We start from the raw sequence: 18358 nt of genomic DNA on the forward strand, positions 1-18358 counted from the left end.
AAAATCTGCACATCTTATTTTAATAACGTTAATGATGAAGAACACAAGATGAGCACAATTGAAAAAGCAGTAGTTACAGAAGATAAACCTGTCAGTAAGTGGACTTATAAGGATTTTACTTGGGTACTTTCTTTATTTGGTACCGCCGTGGGGGCAGGCGTTTTATTCCTACCAATTAAAGCTGGTGCTGGGGGGTTTTGGCCATTAGTAGTATTAGCAATAATTGCAACGCCAATGATTTGGTTGGCTCATAAAGGGTTAGCTCGCTTTGTCTTATCCTCAAAAAATCCAAATGCCGATATTACCGATACGGTAGAAGAGCATTTTGGTAAAGTAGGCGCAAATATTATTACATTTGCCTATTTCTTTGCTATTTACCCTATCGTATTGATTTACGGTGTCGGTATCACGAATACTGTTGATTCGTTCTTAGTAAATCAATTAGGAATAGACCCACTACCACGATGGTTATTGTCTGGAGTATTGATTGCTGCAATGACTGCTGGTGTGGTATTTGGTCGCGACCTTATGTTAAAGCTCACCTCCCTAATGGTTTATCCTTTGGTATTCATTTTGTTAGCTTTATCATTGTATCTAATCCCTGAGTGGAATATGTCCATGCTAGAGGTGGCTCCTGATTGGAGTGCAATGCCTGTGATTGTTTGGATGGCGATCCCACTTATCGTATTCTCATTTAACCATAGCCCAATCATCAGCCAATTTACTAAAGACCAACGTCAGCAGTTTGGTGATAATGCAGTGGTAAAAACGGATATGATTACTGGTGGTGCAGCATTGATGCTGACTGGTTTCGTGATGTTTTTCGTTTTCTCTGTGGTGTTATCACTAAGCCCAGCAGAGCTTGCCGTTGCGAAAGAACAAAATATCAGTGTGTTATCACATATTGCGAATATCAACCCATCGCCAATCCTATCTTATTTAGGGCCTATTGTTGCTTTCGCTGCGATTGTATCAAGTTACTTTGGTCACTTCTTAGGCGCTCACGAAGGTTTGGTTGGGTTAATTAAATCTCGCTCTTCTTTCTCTGTGAAGAAAATTCAAACGGCATCCATGTTATTTATTGTGATAACAACCTGGATTGTGACTATTCGTAACCCAAGTATTTTAGGCATGATTGAAACGATGGGGGCACCAATGATTGCCGCTATCCTATTCATTCTACCTGTTGTTTCGATGAATATTGTTCCTGCAATGAAGAAATTTAGCACTTCAAAACTGGCACAAATCTTTACTTTTATCTGTGGATTAGCGTCTATTACTTCGGTTATTTATGGTGCATTTTTATAATGACTAAGTGATTCGTTAAGGGCTCTCACTCTATTAGTTAAGTGAGAGCCCCTTGTTGTTTAATTACTGTATATTTAATTAATCTTATTAAAGAATACTACTAACATGTTAAAGCCATCAATTTAGTAGTTATCAGGACGACCAAATCCAGGGTCGCTATAAGTTGGGTAGGTATCGAAAATATTGCCATTTCCTGTTGCTCTTGGATCGCCATGCTCTTTTAAAGTTGTCATTAATTGAGTATCTAGCTGTTCAAGAACGTCTGCATATTCTTTATTCTGAGCTAAATTATTGAGCTGATCTGGGTCCTTTAGAATATCATATAACTCAACATTAGGTCGTTTACCTGTCGCCAAGGTATAAAAAGGTTCTATTTCTTTCTTATCTTTTTCGGTAATGATGAATGCTTTTGTTGGGCTGGCATCAATATTAGCATAGCCGCTATAAACTTTATTGGCATATTCCTTAAATGTAACGTCGTCCTTGCCTGGTTTTCCTGCTGGCCAGCGGTTAGGTTCAAAGTTTTTGATATATAAATATTGATGAGTACGTAATGCACGAATAGGATAAGTTTCTAGTGGAACCTCTCCACCATCCATGTGCCTTTCCATAGCAGTAATAACCGATTCACGATGTGGCTGGTCATATTGCAAGGTTGGAAGCAGGCTTTTCCCAACCATTGATGATGGCGGATTAACTCCTGCTGCTTCTAAAAAGGTAGGAGCTAGATCGGTTAAGGATACAAGTGAGTCATTTGTACGTGATGGTTTGATGACATTATTCCACATAATGGCAAGTGGAACGTGTGTTCCTGCATCATATAGGGTTGCTTTCGCCCTTGGGAATGCCCAACCATTATCACCAGTAATAACAACAACGGTATTATCTAAAAGACCTTCTTTTTCAAGTTTATTAAGAATATCACCACAATTCTTATCAAATATCTGAGCTGCATCGATATAATCCGCGATGTCATCACGTACTATCTGGTTATCTGGTAAATAGTTAGGAACACCATCATCTTTAACTTTTATTCCTTTTTTAACTCCTTCTCCCGTTGTAAAAGGGCGATGAGGTTCAGGGCTACCGTACCAAAAACAGAATGGTGTATCTTTTGGTCGCTCAGCCATAAACGTATCAAAGTTTTTATATCGAGCGCCGGCTGGGTTTTGACTTCTTCCTCCTGGCTCAGTTTTACCAGGTGCCCAGCCTTTACCAGAGAAACCTACATAATAACCATTGTCCTTTAAGATATCGGTATATGTTAATAATTTTGAGGATAATGTACCTGCGAGATTAGCTCCTTGTTCTAGTTGGTAAATAGGTTTACCCGTTAAAATAGATCCCCGTGAGGCTGTGCATGTGGGGGCAGCGGTGAATGCATTAGGAAAATTAACTCCTGAGCGTTTAATTCGTTCAAAAGTTGGAAGGTTTAAACCAAGCTTATCAACGGCTTCGGAATTCTGCCAACTCCAATCATCTGCGATGAGAAAAAGAATATTTGGTCGAGGTCTAGCTGTAGCTGCAAAAACATTAGTGTTTGTTATTGCAAGTACAGATAAAGCCATCAACCCTTCACAAAGTGTTCTACGAGTGACATCTACCATTTTACAATCCTCATATACTTTACATTATCCCTTAAGGTAAATTAATACTGCTGATTTGATTTATATACTTATAAATAAAGAAAATATAATCTTTCTATTTGATATAGATTGGTATAGATTCATGAATATAATTACAAGTTAATTATGTATAGTAAAAATAATTAATTTGTAATTATAATATGTAATATAGTTCACATTTATTGTTCATGATCTATCAATAATAATATAAACTATCAAAATATGTTGGTGGGGGTAAAATGTTACCAAAGATTGATGTAAATGTATGTAAATCAGAGGATTGTAAGAATTTTGCACTAGTTGATTGCGCTGATTACGTTAAACCATCATTCAAACTTGGTTATAGAGCCATATATTGTCCTAAATGTGGCGGTAATAGTTATCTAATTAATAACGATGACTTAAAAAAAATATTTTATCCATATTGGTCTTTCTATATGAAAAATATAGAAAAAGCTTGTCCAAGCTGCTATTCAACTGAAAATATAAAATATGGAACAACAGCAATTGGTACTGTTAGGTATCAATGTAAGAATTGTAATAATGTTTATTCATTAAAAAATCTAAACAAATTTGATGATGTTGATAACAAACTCATAGAAAGCTTATTAAAAAACACCAAGGTTAGTACTATTTTTAAAGAGTTAAAAATTACACCGGCATCTTTTTATCGAAGATTAGAAAATATAAATGAAATATTAGATATATTATGTAGGAAAGTTGAAAAATATAAAATAAAAAATAAACTTTCATCAATAGAGACAAGTTTATTTAATTTAAATTGTAGGGTTGAAAATAAAACGGGACTATCTAATAATTTACACTGTATAGTTAGTTGCTGTTCTAAAACAGGTTATGTATTGTCTATTACGACAAATTGGAATGATCAAGAGTTATCACTAGAAAGTATTTATAAATCACAAAATATCCCAGCGGAATCTATTAATTTATTAGAAGAAAATACAATAGAAAAAATATATAAGAAATATGAATCATTTCATAAGCGTCATAGCTTTGATCATATCCACTATACGAGTGATAATGTGTCAAAACATGTTATAGAGCCTGTTGTTGCTGGCCATAGTCATTTTAAAACATTAGAGATATTGTTAGCACCGAATGTAAAACATCACTTTATTCATCATGAGGTTTATATTCGAGGAGCAGTATTAACAGCTTATGGGAATGCAATTAGAAATGAGAAATGTGATGTTTTCTATGTTATTTCTAATGAAAATAGAGATGGCATTCAATATAAACATACTGGAAGCTATAAAGTTGGATGGTGGAAGAATATTTGGCATGAATATAAAGATATTAATGGGGAAGGGTATAAATATATTTGTAATTTGACTAGTTCTAAAAACAATCAACCCTATGAGTATCTAAAGTTAAACCCATCATTAAAATATTCTGAAGAATTTATAAAAACGTTCTTGTATTTCTTCCCAAGTAAAAGAATAAATTCACTATCACCAAAAATTTTAGTTAAAATTCTTTCTTTATTTAGTAAATATTATAATTACTGCTGTATTCCTCCAAATGAAACACTAACAGCTGCTCAGCGTATAGGAGTGGCAAAACAACAGTATGACTTAAGTATGATATTGAATGTAGACTTGTATTCTGATAGCGAAGAGTAAAATATAGAGATATACCAACATAAATTGATAGTATTTTTCTGTTGATGATGAAATCAGTGGTTAAACGTGACTAAAATCACATATGTTCCAGTACGATTATTATTAACTACAGTCATCAAAAATGATGGCAATATATTTATTCTGGAGCAATTGTTATGAATAAAAAGTTATTAGTTTTACCCATAATTATAGGTTCGCTATTAGGTAGTACTCTTTCATATGCAAAAGATATTACTATCTATCATACTAATGATTTACATGCTCATGTTTCACCATTTAAAGTTCCTTATATTAGTAAAGATAGACAAGTAGGCGGGTTTGCTAATATAGCTAGTGTAGTTAAAGATGCTAAAAATAAAGAACAAGGTGTTTTTTTCTTTGATGCAGGTGACTATTTTACAGGGCCATATATTAGTACGTTAACAAATGGTGAAGCTGTAGTTGATATTATGAATGAAATGTCATTCGACGCAGTTTCAATTGGTAACCATGAATTTGATCATGGTGTTCCTAATATGTTAACTCAATTAAATAAGGCTAAATTTCCTGTTTTATTAGGAAATGTTTTTTATGAGAATTCAGAGAAACCTGTCTGGGATAAACCGTGGACTATTATAGAAAAAGATGGTGTTAAACTAGGTGTTATTGGCTTACACGGAAAATTTGCTTTTTACGACACAGTGAATAAAGATAAAAGAGAAGGTGTAGAAGCTAGAGACGAAGTCGAGTATTTACAAAAATATATTAATGAGCTGAAAGATAAAGTTGATATTACAGTATTACTGGTACATGAAGGCGTCCCTGCTCGTCAATCAAGTTTCGGTGCGACTGATGTATCTAGAATGCTACAAAAAGATATTGACCTAGCTAAACAAGTCGATGGTATCGATGTTTTAATTACAGGCCATGCTCATGTAGGGACACCAGAGCCCATTAAAGTAAATGATACCTTAATTGTTTCAACAGATTCTTATGGCATTAACTTAGGTAAGTTAGTGTTAGACGTTGATGATAATACAAATAAGATCAAAGGATATAAAGGGCAACTAATTAATATGTTCGCAGATGAACATACGCCAGACCCTGCAACTCAAAAGAAAATTGATGATTGGACTAAAAAGCTAGAAACAATCACGCTAGAAAAAATTGGAAATGCTAACGTCGAATTAACACGTGCTTATGGTGAATCATCTTTATTGGGTAACTTAATTACAGATGCTTTCTTGCAAACAGATTCACGCGCGAAAATTGCTTTTGTTAATAGCGGTGGTATTCGAAGCGAAATAGAAAAAGGTAATATTACTCTTGGTGATGTAATCAGTATGTTCCCATTCCCTGATGAACTTACTTACATGGAAATCAGTGGAAAAGATCTTCGTTCATTAATGAACCATGCCGCAAACTTGACAAATGGCGTATTACAAGTCTCTTCAGGCTTAGAAATGAAATATGACAGTAAGAAAAATCCAGACAGTCGAGTCGTTTCATTAAAATTAAATGGTAAAGATATTAATGATAACGAATATTATCCAATTGTTGTTAATTCTTTCTTAGCAACAGGTGGCGATGGTTTTGAAGCATTTAATAATGGTAAAAATACTAAAACAATCCCAGGTATCAGTGCTGCTGATGCGGTTATTGAATTTATTAAAAAGCAACCAAATCAAAATCCAAAATTAGATTTACGTATTAGTGATATAGCAAGTAAGTAATATATATAAAATAATGTCGATTAATTTCGGCATTATTATTAACTCTAACACTTTAATATATTTAAAATATAAGTTCCTTCTGAGGGAAATATGAATAAATCAAATATTCAGAGGCTATTTGCTATAAGCTGTCTGTCTTATTCATTCACTGGTGCATTAATTATAGTAACAGGAATGGTAATGGGTGATATTGCACAGTACTTTGGAGTGCCAATCACTAGTATGAGTAATACATTTACATTTCTAAATACAGGTATATTAGTTGCTATATTTCTTAATGTTTGGTTAATGGAAGTATTTGTAATTAAAAAACAACTAATATTTGGCTCTATTTTAATATTGTTATCTATAACGGGGCTTTTCTTTGGAAAATCCTTAATTATATTTTCTATTTGTATGTTTATTTTAGGTACCGTCAGTGGAATCACGATGTCTATTGGGACATTTTTGATCACTCAGTTATATGAAGGTAGACAGCGTGGTGCACGTTTATTATTCACCGATTCGTTTTTTAGTATGGCAGGAACGATATTCCCTGTTATTGCTGCTGCGATATTGACTCGCCATTTAGGCTGGTACTGGGTATATGGGTGTATCGCATTAATTTATCTAGGAATAATATCACTAACATTGCTCTCTGATTTTCCTGCCATTGGTAAAAAAGTTAATGCAGAAGAATCGTCTAAAAATGGAAGTAATGTATCAGTAAAGGTAACCTCTGAAAAATGGGGACTGAATGTTGTATTACTTTCCGCTGCTGCTGTTTGCTATATATTGGGACAGTTGGCTTTTATTCAATGGATACCTGAGTATACAACTAAAGACCTAGGAATGGATATCAGTGAAGCTGGCGTACTAGTGAGTTATTTTTGGACATCTTATATGATCGGTATGTGGGTGTTTAGTTTTGTTATCAAGTTTTTTGATTTACAAAGAGTCCTTGTATTTCTTGCGGCTTTAGCGACTATCGCAATGTATATATTTATTCACAGTGAACAAGTCAATCTATTACAATATATCATTTTTGGATTAGGTTTTGTTTCTAGTGCAATTTATCCAACTATTATTACTTTAGGTTCACAACAAACGAGTGTGTCATCGCCTAAATTAGTTAATTTTATTTTAACCTGTGGAACAGTTGGTACAATGTTAACTTTTGTCGTAACTGGTCCAGTGGTTGAGCACTTTGGTGTTCAGACCGCATTAATTACAGCTAATATTTTATATTTTACTGTTTTTGCTTGTTGTTTCTTACTTGGTTTCTTTACTAAACATAGAGTATTAAATTTAAGTCAGTCACACTAATAATGATAATTTATTTAAGATATGGTTCATTGTTTATAATAAAACAGGGATAGATAGAGTTATTTTAGAATGATTTTCTATCTACCGCGTAATTAATAAATACCTCTGATTTATCTATAATGTTTATTTTCAATAGCCTTTCTATATTTATTTTGAAATAAGCAGGGGTATTTCAAATGAAATTAATAAAAGTTTTTATTCGGAGATTATAATGGCAACGCCTCATATCAATGCGGAACTCGGTGATTTTTCTGATGTAGTTATCATGCCAGGAGATCCATTGCGAGCTAAATATATAGCAACTAAATTTCTTGAAGAAGCTAAAGAAGTTAATAATGTAAGAGGAATGCTTGCTTATACAGGAAATTATCGCGGGCGGAAAGTCTCTGTAATGGGGCATGGAATGGGTATTCCATCATGCTCTATTTATGCAAAAGAACTGATCACCGATTTCGGTGTTAAGAAAATTATACGTGTAGGTTCATGTGGTGCAGTGCGGCAAGATGTTAAGTTACGTGATGTAGTTATTGGGCTGGGTGCTTGTACTGATTCTAAAGTTAATAGAATGCGTTTCAAAGGGCATGATTATGCTGCAATTGCTGACTTCAATATGGTTTGTAGTGCTGTGCAAGCTGCAAGTGAGCATGGAATTTCTACTCAGGTTGGCAATTTATTTTCTGCAGATTTATTTTATACACCTGAACCGGATATGTTCGATATTATGGAAAAATACGGTATTTTAGGTGTCGAAATGGAGGCCGCGGGAATTTATGCTGTTGCTGCGGAATATGGAGCTAGAGCATTGACCATTTGTACGGTTTCTGACCATATACGAACTAATGAAAAATTATCAGCTGAAGAACGTCAAACTACGTTTGATGATATGATCAAAATTGCTATGGAGTCAGTACTGATTTGTGACGAGAAAACACCCTCATCCCGTAAAGGTTTTTCGTTAAATAGAGTTTTATTTCAAATTGAATAATGATAACTCAAACATGCTTAGGGCAGAAATTGCTCTAAGCATATTTGTTATTATAGGATCATTAATGGTGTTATTTGTCTGATTTCTTGAATAGAGTGACCTTGCTGTAATAGCGCAGCTAAGGTCTTCATTGGGGGAATAGAATGCTTGAAAATACTTTTATACCCTTCACATAAATAATTATGCGCTTTTCCATTTATAGAATTAATTCTTAGTTTTGGGCATCCGCCTTGACAAACGAATCGGTAGTCACATTCTAAACATACTTTAGAAAAGTCACTTTTACTCATTCCAAAATTTTTTTGTTTTTTACTATAAACTAAGTCAGTGAGGTTATCAGTCAATATATTACCAAGTTTATATTCTGGATATACAAAGTGATCGCAACTATAGATATCACCATTTTGCTCGATAACTAAACTTAATCCACATGTTGCACGCATTACGCACATACCAGGACTCTGTCCCATAACTGCTGCTAAGGTGTTCTCAAAAATCTGTACAAAAACACTGCCAATATCATTTTTGAACCAATAGTCAAAAATACTATTAATAAATGAAGCGTAAAGAGGGCCTGTTACAGACCATGGAGTGACATAAGCAAGAGTTTCAAGATTGGGACTAATTAGTTCACCTTGAAATACCCCCTGAGGTCGACGATCTACAGATGGGATAAACTGCAGATAATTCGCTTTCACTTCTTGTGTTAAATATTTATAGACTTCAAGCGGGTATTTGGCGGTATATTCATTTACTACGATCAATACATTAAATTCTACATTATATTTTTGTAAAATTCTCACTGCATTAACAACTTTATCATGAGTTGATTTCCCTGCATGAGTTTTTCTGTATTTGTCGTGGATGTGTTTAGTACCATCAAGAGATATACCCACTAAAAAATTATTTTTTGAAAGAAATTCTCCCCAATTGTCATCAATCAAAATGCCATTAGTTTGTAGTGTATTGGTTATCTTTTTCCCGTTAGCATATTTTTTTTGTAGTGAAAGTGCTTTTTGATAAAAATCGATACCAGCCATTGTAGGTTCACCACCCTGCCATGCAAACTCAACTAATTGAGTTGGGTTTTGTATTATATATTTTTTTATGTAGTTCTCTAATACATCATCACTCATGAATCGAGAAGGCGTTTTTTGGCTTAATGTCCCACTATCTTTGCCTTGATAGAAACAGTAGACACAATCAATATTACAAGTATAGCTTGTTGGTTTGGCCATTAGGTGAAAAGCAGGTTTCATGCTCAAAATCTCAGTAAAAGAACAAAAGGTCATAGTCAAATTTTTCCAAAGAAAAATATGAGATCTTCGTCACATTGACAATGTATTTAGTATATAACATTTTGGGTGTTATCAGTTTATGTTGTTTCAATAAAATAATTTTTACCCACACCAACATATAATGATAGTGGTTAATGAAATTTAAATTATGATTTTATTTTTTGTGATGCTCTTCAACTAATATTAAGAGACTGTAAATAAAATTATAGCGATGAGTTAGTTAATTTTTAGGCTTTATATGAAATATTTTAATAATAAAAAATACAGTTGGAGGTTTTAGTGAATAATAGAATTGGTTTTGCTATCCCTATTTTATCATTATTAATTTTGAGTCAGAATGCATTTTCTAGTAATGAGTCAAATGGATTTATTGACGGAGCTAAAGGTAATTTATTATTACGCAATTATTTCATTAATAAAAATTATGTTGGTGATTCAGCAGTTAAAAACTATTCTAGAGAATGGACTCAAAATTTCATATTAGAAATTAAGTCAGGTTATACACCAGGAGTCATTGGATTTGGGGTTGATGGGCTAGGGTTATTATCGGTAAAACTTGACGGAGGTAGAGGTACTACTGGTACAGGGCTTTTACCTGATGATTCACCGCATTCTTATGGTTATGTTGGAGCTACTGCGAAATCAAAATTTTCTAAATCAGAATTAAGATATGGAGACTTAAGACCTAGAAACCCGATGGTAATTGCGACAGATACTCGTTCTTTACCTCAGGTTTTTCGTGGACTAGATTTTTCTAGTAAAGAAATTGATGGCTTAGAATTACAATTTTCTGTACTCCAAAAAGGAAAGTCGAGAGTTTCAGAAGATATGGAAACACTAACATATAATAAAATCAAAGGTGGTGATTTTTATTATGGTGGTGGTAAGTATGTATACAGTAAAGATACATCATTTTCCCTTTGGAGTAGTAAATTCGAAGATATCTATCAGCAAAACTATGTAAATTTGACTCAATTCTATAATATAGACAATGTAAGGTTGGGGGCAGATTTAAATTATTGGTGGGGTAAGGATACAGGCAGTTCAAAAGCAGGAAAACTTGATAATAAAACATTCAGTTCTGCACTTACAGCTCAGTATGGCGGTAATAAATTAATTTTCGGTTATCAACACTTAGAGGGCAGTTCTAAATGGATGCGTTTAGATGGTGCTGGTGGTGGCTTTCTAAGCAATGACTCATTGAGTAATAGTTTTGATTCGCCGAAGGAACGTTCTTACCAAATCAGACATGAATATGATTTCACTCATGTGGGTGTTCCAGGGTTGAAAATAATGAATCGATATACTAAAGGGACTAATATTCATAATAAGTTTACGGATAATGGTCGCGAGTGGGTCCGTGAAACAGAACTATACTATACTTTCCAGACAGGCGCTTTAAAAAAACTTTCTGTGAGTTATAAAAATATTACGTTAAGACAAACTCATGGCACAAGAAATGAAAATGAAAACAGAATAACATTTAATTATCCATTAGGATTATTTTGATGTTATACCGTTTCTGTTATAGGTAATGACTGATTGGTTTCGCATGATTAATTAGGAATAATATATTATTTAATGAGATTTTTAGTGTCAACTTTGAATTTTATTATTATAGAAACTATTCATTAGATTAAATATAGAGGGGCTCTAGTTTGATTTATGACTCATGATCCCTTCTTTATCTCTTTTCTGTATCACATGAAATAATTTCAAGTAGATCGGGTTGTCTGTAATACGATCTGGGGTAATATCTATTGTTATCATAGAAAAAATATAACGACGTAATAATTACGTCCTTTGGCCATATTTTTCTGATGTGCCATAACAAGGATAACTAATGAAATTAGAAACATTATCGATTCACGCCGGTTACTCTCCTGACCCTACCACTAAGTCCGTTGCCGTGCCAATCTACCAAACCACCTCTTATGCTTTTGACGATACTCAGCATGGTGCTGACCTCTTCGATTTAAAAGTCGCGGGTAATATTTACACTCGTATCATGAACCCGACTAACGATGTTTTAGAGCAACGAGTTGCTGCGCTTGAAGGCGGTGTCGCTGGCTTGGCCGTTGCTTCTGGTATGGCGGCAATTACTTATGCGATTCAAACTATCGCGCAAGCTGGAGACAACATTGTTTCTGTAGCTAAATTATACGGTGGAACCTATAACTTATTTGCCCATGCTCTGCCGCGTTTAGGAATTGAAACACGTTTTGCGGAGCATGACGATCTCGCCGCATTTGATGCGCTTATTGATGATAAGACGCGGGCTATTTTTTGTGAGTCAATTTCAAACCCAGCGGGCTTTATTGTTGATATTGCGGCGCTCGCTGAAGTTGCACACCGCCATGGTATTCCTTTGATTGTCGATAATACGGTGGCGACACCTTATTTATGCCGTCCATTTGAACATGGGGCAGATATCGTCGTTCATTCATTGACAAAATATATTGGTGGTCACGGTACATCACTTGGCGGAATGGTTATTGATTCAGGTAAGTTTCCATGGACAAAATACCCGAATCGCTTTTCGTTATTGATAGAGCCGGATGTGGCATACCATGGTGTCAGTTATACCGAACATTTTGGTGCAGCGGCCTTTATTGCTCGTTGCCGTGTTGCGCCATTGCGCGGAACGGGTGCTGCATTATCACCGTTTAACGCATTCTTGATTTTACAAGGTTTAGAAACCCTCGCGCTAAGAATGGATAGACATACCGAAAATGCGCTAAAAGTTGCGAACTACCTGGAAAATCATCCACAAGTAGAGTGGGTGAAATATGCAGGGCTACCGAGTAACCCTGAACATGGCTTAGCGAAAAAGTATATGAACGGCAAGCCAGCAAGTATTATGTCGTTTGGTATTAAAGGTGGCCAAGAAGCAGGGGCGCGCTTTATTGATGCCTTGAAACTGATTGTGCGGTTGGTAAATATTGGTGATGCTAAATCACTAGCCTGTCACCCTGCATCAACGACACATCGTCAACTTAATGATGCAGAGTTAGCGCAGGCAGGAGTTTCTCGGGATATGATCCGCTTATCAATTGGCATAGAACATATTGATGATATTTTAGCAGACCTTGAACAGGCGTTAGCTGCTGCCAAATAGTTTTACTTTGTATGAATAACAACCGGTTATGGTGAATACCCTGACCGGTTTTTGTTTATAAACTGCCGTACACTTTTTTGTATTAATGACTAATATTAAGAACGAATTAAATTTTCACCTTATTTTTAAATACTGAACTATTCTTTAAACACTCAGTCTTATTATTTGATTCTTATCTCTTTTTGTATATGAGTTGTAGTATTCATTTATTGATTGTTTATATACAGCGACCTTTCTACCAACTAACGTTCGATTTGTTTAAATGAGGTTTAATTGCCATAACGATAATAGCTAAATAAAAGAGCGCGTTTGCTCAAACGAAATAAATAAAATGATTAAATATCAATAAAAAGAATGGTTGAGATGAGATGATTATGGCAAACAATAGAATTGCCTACCTTAAATGGTGTCTGTTATTTGGTTTTGTCCTAGTGACCTATTTTTTACCCTTAAATGGTAGGTTACTGTGGCAACCGGATGAACTGCGGTATGCAGAAATTAGTCGGGAATTGATTATAAGTTATAACTGGAGTGTTCCTGAACTTTTAGATATTCGTTATTTTGAGAAACCCATTTTTGGTTATTGGGTAGGGGCTGTTTTCCAAATGTTATTTGGTGAAAATAACATTTCTGTTCGTCTTGGAGTAGTATTTAGTACATTAGTCAGTGGGTTATTTGTTTATCTCAGCGCTAAAATGGCTTGGAAAAACTCACGTATTGCGTTTAATGCGGCCTTTATTTACCTTTCAATGTTGATGGTCTTTACCATCGGTACCTACAATATTCTTGATCCCATTGTGACAGCATTTATCACTATGGTGATTTTCTTTTTCCAATGGGGGTTAACGACAAAATACTTCTCTCATAAATTACTCGCTTTTATGATGATGGGAGTAGCATGTGGGCTAGGGGTATTAACAAAAGGTTTTCTCGTTTTAGTGCTGCCAGTACTTGTTTGCTCAGTTGCCGCTATTTACTTTAAGCAATTCAAAGAAGTATTTGTTTTCTCGTTTGTTTCACTGTTCACTGCTTTTGTCGTGTGCTTACCTTGGGCCTTTGTTATTGCCAGCCGTGAGCCTGATTTCTGGAACTATTTCTTCTGGGTTGAGCATATTCAACGTTTTATGGCGAATAACGCGCAAAACAAATCCCCATTTTGGTTTTATATCCCTATCTTGCTCGCTGCGGTATTACCTTGGCTAGGGTACCTTTTTGGTGCGCTACGTCACGCATGGCAGCAAAAAGGGTTACATATTTATTTTCTATTATGGTTTATCGTGCCATTTGTTTTTTTCAGTATTACTAAAGGAAAATTACTGACCTATATTTTGCCTTGTATTGCACCGATCGCGGTTCTTATGGCAGCCTACATTGAAAAAATACTGACTGAGAAAAACACACTCACTATTCGTTTGAATGCATTGATTAACACACTGATAGGTGGCGTTATTGCTGGTGGAATTATTGCTTCTGCTTATTACCCTAAACTGAATGTATATCAGGCCGATGAAAGTGGAAAGCTATGGTTAGCCGCTGGCGCATTTATTTTTTGGTTATTGGTTGCGTTGCTTTCTTTCAAACAACGGTTTTGGTATTTAGCCGCAGTGTGTACGGTGGCAATTAGCTTAACGGTAGGGCATGTGATCCCATCTCGTATTGCCAGTAATAATACGCCACAAGAGGTGATTGCGAAGTATCATCACCAGTTAGCTGATAAATCTGTATTGTTAACCAATAATGTCGGGCTAGGCACCACATTGGCATGGGTACTTAAACGCAGTGATATTACGATGCTTCACCAAACAGGGGAATTAGGCTACGGGCTAAAATACCCAGATGCTGCTAATCGGTTTTATAGCTTAAAGCAGTTACCTGATTTATTAAAAAATTATCATTATAAAGATGTGGCGGTGGTCGTAGAAAGTTCTCAGCGTGAATTGTTGGACGCATTACCCGGCAACCCAATTATTATTCGGGAAGGTAATCTTGTTTTAGCTTTTTATGAAGGCCAATAGAGACAGTACGTTGGGATGTTATTTGATAATCGCCGCCATACCATTTAGGTTTGGCGGCTATTTACATTAGCGTGTAGGCTTATTTAAAGTGCTCGAGTTTGACGCTGAATGAGATTTTTCCAGACCTGCGGGGAGACCATGATAAATTAATAGCATGGCCATGCTATTACTCATTGCATTCACTTCCACTTCGTTAACTGTACGGCTGTTACGTTGATGACGGCTAGTTAACGTATTTCTCATTGGGACGTCTCCTCAGTTTCTTTGATTAGGCGATTCGCTTCGGCAAGCTCATAGCGCCTTGGTGTTAGTGCGGTTGCACTGTGATTACGGGCTAGCAAGGTATAAATGGTTGGTAAAACAAACAGGGTAAATAATGTGCCAACTAACATACCAGTGACTATCACTAAGCCTAAGCCAAAGCGGCTATTTGCTCCTGCTCCAGTGGCGAATAGCAGAGGAACTAAGCCAATCACCATTGCTGCGGTTGTCATTAGTATTGGGCGTAAACGAATTTGTGCTGCTTTGAGAATGGCATGTCGTCTATCTAACCCTTCATTGGCTTGTAATTCATTGGCAAACTCAACCATCAATATTCCGTGTTTACTGATTAAGCCAATCAATGTGACTAAGCCGATTTGGGTGTAAATATTTAATGTTGCATAACCAAGTGCCAATGGAATTAACGCACCACAAATTGAAAGTGGAACAGTAATCAAGATAATCAATGGGTCGACTAAACTTTCATATTGTGCCGCTAAGACTAAGTAAATAATGATGAGCGCCGCCATAAAGGCAAAGGCGAGGGTGTTTCCTTCTTGTTTATATTGGCGCGAATCGGATTGCCAGTCATGGCTAAAACCTGCTGGTAGCTCATTGGCAATATTATCTAAATAAGCAACAGCTTGGCCTAATGTGACACCAGGAGCAGGTATTGCTTGGAAAATTGCCGCATTTTGCTGATTAAATTGCGTGAGTTTATTCGGTTCAACTTGGGTATTGATATCAACCACCGTTGACAGTGGGATCATAGTTCCCGCTTCCGATTTCACATAATGGCGTGAAAGGGCTTCCGGTGTTAAGCGTTGGCTACGAATACTTTGAGGGATCACATCATAAGAACGGCCATCCATCCCAAAGCGGTTAATATAGTTTTCCCCCACTAATAAGGTCAGTGATTCCCCGATATCTTGCATACGAATACCTAAGCTATTCGCTTTTGAACGGTTTATGCGGACTTCTACCACTGGGTTGTTGTAGTCGAGGTCACTATCTACCACCATAAACAGACCGCTTTCACGTGCTTGTTGCTTGATCTCTTCCATGGTTTTATAGAGTACCGAATAATCTTGCGGGCTTCTGAGAACCATTTGGATTGGCAAGCCACCCGTTGAACCTGGCAAGGCGGGTAACTGGAAAACGAAAATACTGTTCCCTTCGACATCACCGACGCGCCCTTGTAAGTCACCTTGGATCTCAGATGCGGCGCGGTCACGCTGCTCCCATGATGTCAAGTTAGTTCCCCCAAAGCTGGCGGAGGGGCCATCGGTTCCGTTAATAATCCAAGTACTTTCTGTTTCTGGCAACTCCATGAAAACATCATGTAATTTACGCGAAAAACGTTCTACATACTCGAGGTTAGCGTGTTGCGGAGATTTGATCGCCGTTAATACACTAGACTGGTCTTCCACAGGGGCTAATTCACGAGGAGCCGATTGATAAAGCAGTGGTAAGCTAATGAATACACCAACGGCAATAACACCTGTTAACCAACGGTTTTTCAAAGAGAAATTCAATACAATGGTATAGTAATGGGCTAAGGTAGAAAAGAAGGTTTCTGCCATACGTGCCATACGCCCTTCATTCTGTTTTGAGTTCAACATAAACGAGCTCATTACAGGGGAAAGGGTTAATGCCACAATACCCGAAACAATCACCGCCCCGGCCAACGTGAGTGCGAATTCTTTAAACAAAGCTCCCGTTAAACCTGACATCAGCCCTATTGGAGCATATACCGCTGCCAAGGTGATCGTCATCGCGATAACTGGGCCTGCCACTTCACGAGCACCAATTAAAGCCGCTAAAACTGGTGATTTCCCTTCTTCAATATGGCGATGGACGTTTTCGACCACAACGATAGCATCATCGACGACGAGACCAATTGCTAATACCATGGCCAGTAGCGTCAGTAAGTTAATACTAAACCCAAATGCCATCATGAGTGCGGCTGCACCTAACATAGATAGCGGAATAGCTAAAATTGGGATGATGACGCTGCGAATTGACCCTAAACACAGGTAAATAACCGCAATAACAATCAGTAGCGCCTCAACTAATGTGCTAATCACTTGGTCAATAGACGCTTTAATAAAGCGCGAAGTTTCAAATGCCATTTCCACCTTAACACCGGGTGGTAAGGTTTTGGTGATGTCAGGCATTAATTGATTCATGCCGTCAACGATTACTAGAGGGTTACCGGTTGGTGTGGCAAATAAACCAAGGTAAATAGCAGGCTCACCATTCATTAAACCACTGGTTTCTGTGGAAGCGGCTCCTAATTCAATGGTTCCCACATCTTTTAACCGTACTAATCCATTGCCGTCGTTGCGGATCACTAGATCACGAAACTCATCGACATTAGTGAGGTCGGTATTAACATAGACATTAGAAATCACGAACTCGCCTTTGACTTTACCGGGTGCCGCTTGGTAGTTGTTTTGGCGAACTGCTTGTGCAACATCCGCAGCGGTTAGCCCTCGGCCAGCTAATTTATCGGCATCCAGCCATAAACGCATTGCTAATTGTTGGCCTCCGAAGACTTGAACTTTAGCGACACCATCAATTGAGGAGTACATTGGTTCAATGACGCGAGAAATATAGTCTGTCAGGGCAGGAATGGATAAATTGGTGCTGGAAAAACCGATATAAGCAACCGCAGTAGATTCCCCAGAGGAAAGTTCAATCACAGGGTCATAAGCTTCTTTCGGTAATTTATAACGAACTTGGTTCACTTTCGCCATTACTTGCGCAAGGGCTTGAGTGGAGTCTCGGTTAAGTTCCATTCGTACGGTGACAAGGCTACTTCCTTGCACAGAAGAAGAAGACAGATAGTCTACGCCTTCCACAGAGGAAACCGCTTGTGCGATGGGCTGTGTCACAAACCCTTGCATCAATTTAGCTGATGCGCCAGGGTATTGCGTAGTAATGGTGATCGTCGAGCTTTCAAGTTGTGGATATTGGCGAATAGGCAACTTACTCAACGCAAATAAACCAATTAACACAATCAGCGCACTGACCACGAGAGCCAGAACAGGTCGGCGAACAAAAATATCAGTAAATTTCATTACGC

General features: G+C 36.8%; 12 protein-coding genes. 8 read left to right on the forward strand and 4 right to left on the reverse strand.

Annotated elements, in window-relative coordinates; all coding sequences use genetic code 11:
* Positions 1–48: 48 nt before the first annotated feature.
* Positions 49–1308 carry an aromatic amino acid transport family protein gene (locus PSE83_RS15235; RefSeq protein ID WP_004261167.1) on the forward strand — a complete coding sequence of 420 codons (1260 nt, stop codon included), beginning with the start codon at positions 49–51 and terminating at the stop codon, positions 1306–1308.
* A gap of 122 nt (positions 1309–1430) precedes the next feature.
* Here the strand turns inward: PSE83_RS15235 and PSE83_RS15240 are convergent, their stop codons facing one another.
* Positions 1431–2915, reverse strand: a complete 1485-nt coding sequence (locus PSE83_RS15240; RefSeq protein ID WP_004261164.1) for a sulfatase family protein — start codon at positions 2913–2915, stop codon at positions 1431–1433.
* Positions 2916–3172: 257 nt separating this feature from the next.
* Here PSE83_RS15240 and PSE83_RS15245 point away from each other — a divergent pair, with 257 nt between their 5' ends.
* The 4 genes from PSE83_RS15245 (at position 3173) to deoD (ending at position 8578) form a co-directional block, all read left to right on the forward strand.
* On the forward strand, positions 3173–4576 hold the full coding sequence (locus PSE83_RS15245; RefSeq protein ID WP_004261160.1) for a transposase-like zinc-binding domain-containing protein: 1404 nt from the start codon (positions 3173–3175) through the stop codon (positions 4574–4576).
* A gap of 155 nt (positions 4577–4731) precedes the next feature.
* Positions 4732–6288 carry a bifunctional metallophosphatase/5'-nucleotidase gene (locus PSE83_RS15250; protein ID WP_004261157.1) on the forward strand — a complete coding sequence of 519 codons (1557 nt, stop codon included), beginning with the start codon at positions 4732–4734 and terminating at the stop codon, positions 6286–6288.
* A gap of 90 nt (positions 6289–6378) precedes the next feature.
* Positions 6379–7593, forward strand: a complete 1215-nt coding sequence (tsgA, locus tag PSE83_RS15255; protein WP_164564455.1) for an MFS transporter TsgA — start codon at positions 6379–6381, stop codon at positions 7591–7593.
* Between the two features lie 211 nt (positions 7594–7804).
* Entirely contained in the window at positions 7805–8578 is a 774-nt protein-coding gene (gene deoD, locus PSE83_RS15260; protein WP_110592508.1) for a purine-nucleoside phosphorylase, read from the forward strand.
* Positions 8579–8628: 50 nt separating this feature from the next.
* On the opposite strand, the gene PSE83_RS15265 is transcribed toward deoD, so the two are convergent.
* Positions 8629–9837 (reverse strand): anaerobic sulfatase maturase, encoded by a 1209-nt coding sequence (locus PSE83_RS15265; protein ID WP_136134385.1) that lies wholly within the window; start codon positions 9835–9837, stop codon positions 8629–8631.
* Positions 9838–10155: 318 nt separating this feature from the next.
* Between PSE83_RS15265 and PSE83_RS15270 the strand changes: the two genes are divergently transcribed.
* From PSE83_RS15270 to arnT, 3 genes are all read left to right on the forward strand, one after another.
* Positions 10156–11385 carry an OprD family outer membrane porin gene (locus PSE83_RS15270; RefSeq protein WP_004261143.1) on the forward strand — a complete coding sequence of 410 codons (1230 nt, stop codon included), beginning with the start codon at positions 10156–10158 and terminating at the stop codon, positions 11383–11385.
* Between the two features lie 334 nt (positions 11386–11719).
* Positions 11720–12994: a bifunctional O-acetylhomoserine aminocarboxypropyltransferase/cysteine synthase gene (locus tag PSE83_RS15275; protein WP_004261138.1), complete on the forward strand. Its 1275-nt coding sequence runs from the start codon at positions 11720–11722 to the stop codon at positions 12992–12994.
* Positions 12995–13362: 368 nt separating this feature from the next.
* The gene (arnT, locus tag PSE83_RS15280) at positions 13363–15009 is read left to right on the forward strand and encodes a lipid IV(A) 4-amino-4-deoxy-L-arabinosyltransferase (RefSeq protein WP_004261136.1); all 1647 of its coding nucleotides are present in this window, start codon (positions 13363–13365) and stop codon (positions 15007–15009) included.
* A 66-nt stretch (positions 15010–15075) separates the two neighbouring features.
* Here the strand turns inward: arnT and PSE83_RS15285 are convergent, their stop codons facing one another.
* On the reverse strand, positions 15076–15252 hold the full coding sequence (locus PSE83_RS15285; RefSeq protein WP_004261134.1) for a hypothetical protein: 177 nt from the start codon (positions 15250–15252) through the stop codon (positions 15076–15078).
* The gene (locus PSE83_RS15290; protein WP_004261131.1) at positions 15249–18353 is read right to left on the reverse strand and encodes a MexW/MexI family multidrug efflux RND transporter permease subunit; all 3105 of its coding nucleotides are present in this window, start codon (positions 18351–18353) and stop codon (positions 15249–15251) included. Before PSE83_RS15290 ends, PSE83_RS15285 begins: the two co-directional genes overlap by 4 nt.
* Between the last annotated feature and the right edge of the window lie 5 nt (positions 18354–18358).

The organism is Providencia sp. PROV150, from assembly GCF_028481025.1.
Lineage (GTDB): Bacteria > Pseudomonadota > Gammaproteobacteria > Enterobacterales > Enterobacteriaceae > Providencia > Providencia hangzhouensis.

Coding starts and splice junctions, on each gene's coding strand:
- PSE83_RS15235 (WP_004261167.1), top strand. CDS start 49: ATGAGCACAATTGAAAAAGCAGTAGTTACAGAAGATAAACCTGTCAGT.
- PSE83_RS15240 (WP_004261164.1), bottom strand. CDS start 2,915: ATGGTAGATGTCACTCGTAGAACACTTTGTGAAGGGTTGATGGCTTTA.
- PSE83_RS15245 (WP_004261160.1), top strand. CDS start 3,173: ATGTTACCAAAGATTGATGTAAATGTATGTAAATCAGAGGATTGTAAG.
- PSE83_RS15250 (WP_004261157.1), top strand. CDS start 4,732: ATGAATAAAAAGTTATTAGTTTTACCCATAATTATAGGTTCGCTATTA.
- tsgA (WP_164564455.1), top strand. CDS start 6,379: ATGAATAAATCAAATATTCAGAGGCTATTTGCTATAAGCTGTCTGTCT.
- deoD (WP_110592508.1), top strand. CDS start 7,805: ATGGCAACGCCTCATATCAATGCGGAACTCGGTGATTTTTCTGATGTA.
- PSE83_RS15265 (WP_136134385.1), bottom strand. CDS start 9,837: ATGAAACCTGCTTTTCACCTAATGGCCAAACCAACAAGCTATACTTGT.
- PSE83_RS15275 (WP_004261138.1), top strand. CDS start 11,720: ATGAAATTAGAAACATTATCGATTCACGCCGGTTACTCTCCTGACCCT.
- arnT (WP_004261136.1), top strand. CDS start 13,363: ATGATTATGGCAAACAATAGAATTGCCTACCTTAAATGGTGTCTGTTA.
- PSE83_RS15285 (WP_004261134.1), bottom strand. CDS start 15,252: ATGAGAAATACGTTAACTAGCCGTCATCAACGTAACAGCCGTACAGTT.
- PSE83_RS15290 (WP_004261131.1), bottom strand. CDS start 18,353: ATGAAATTTACTGATATTTTTGTTCGCCGACCTGTTCTGGCTCTCGTG.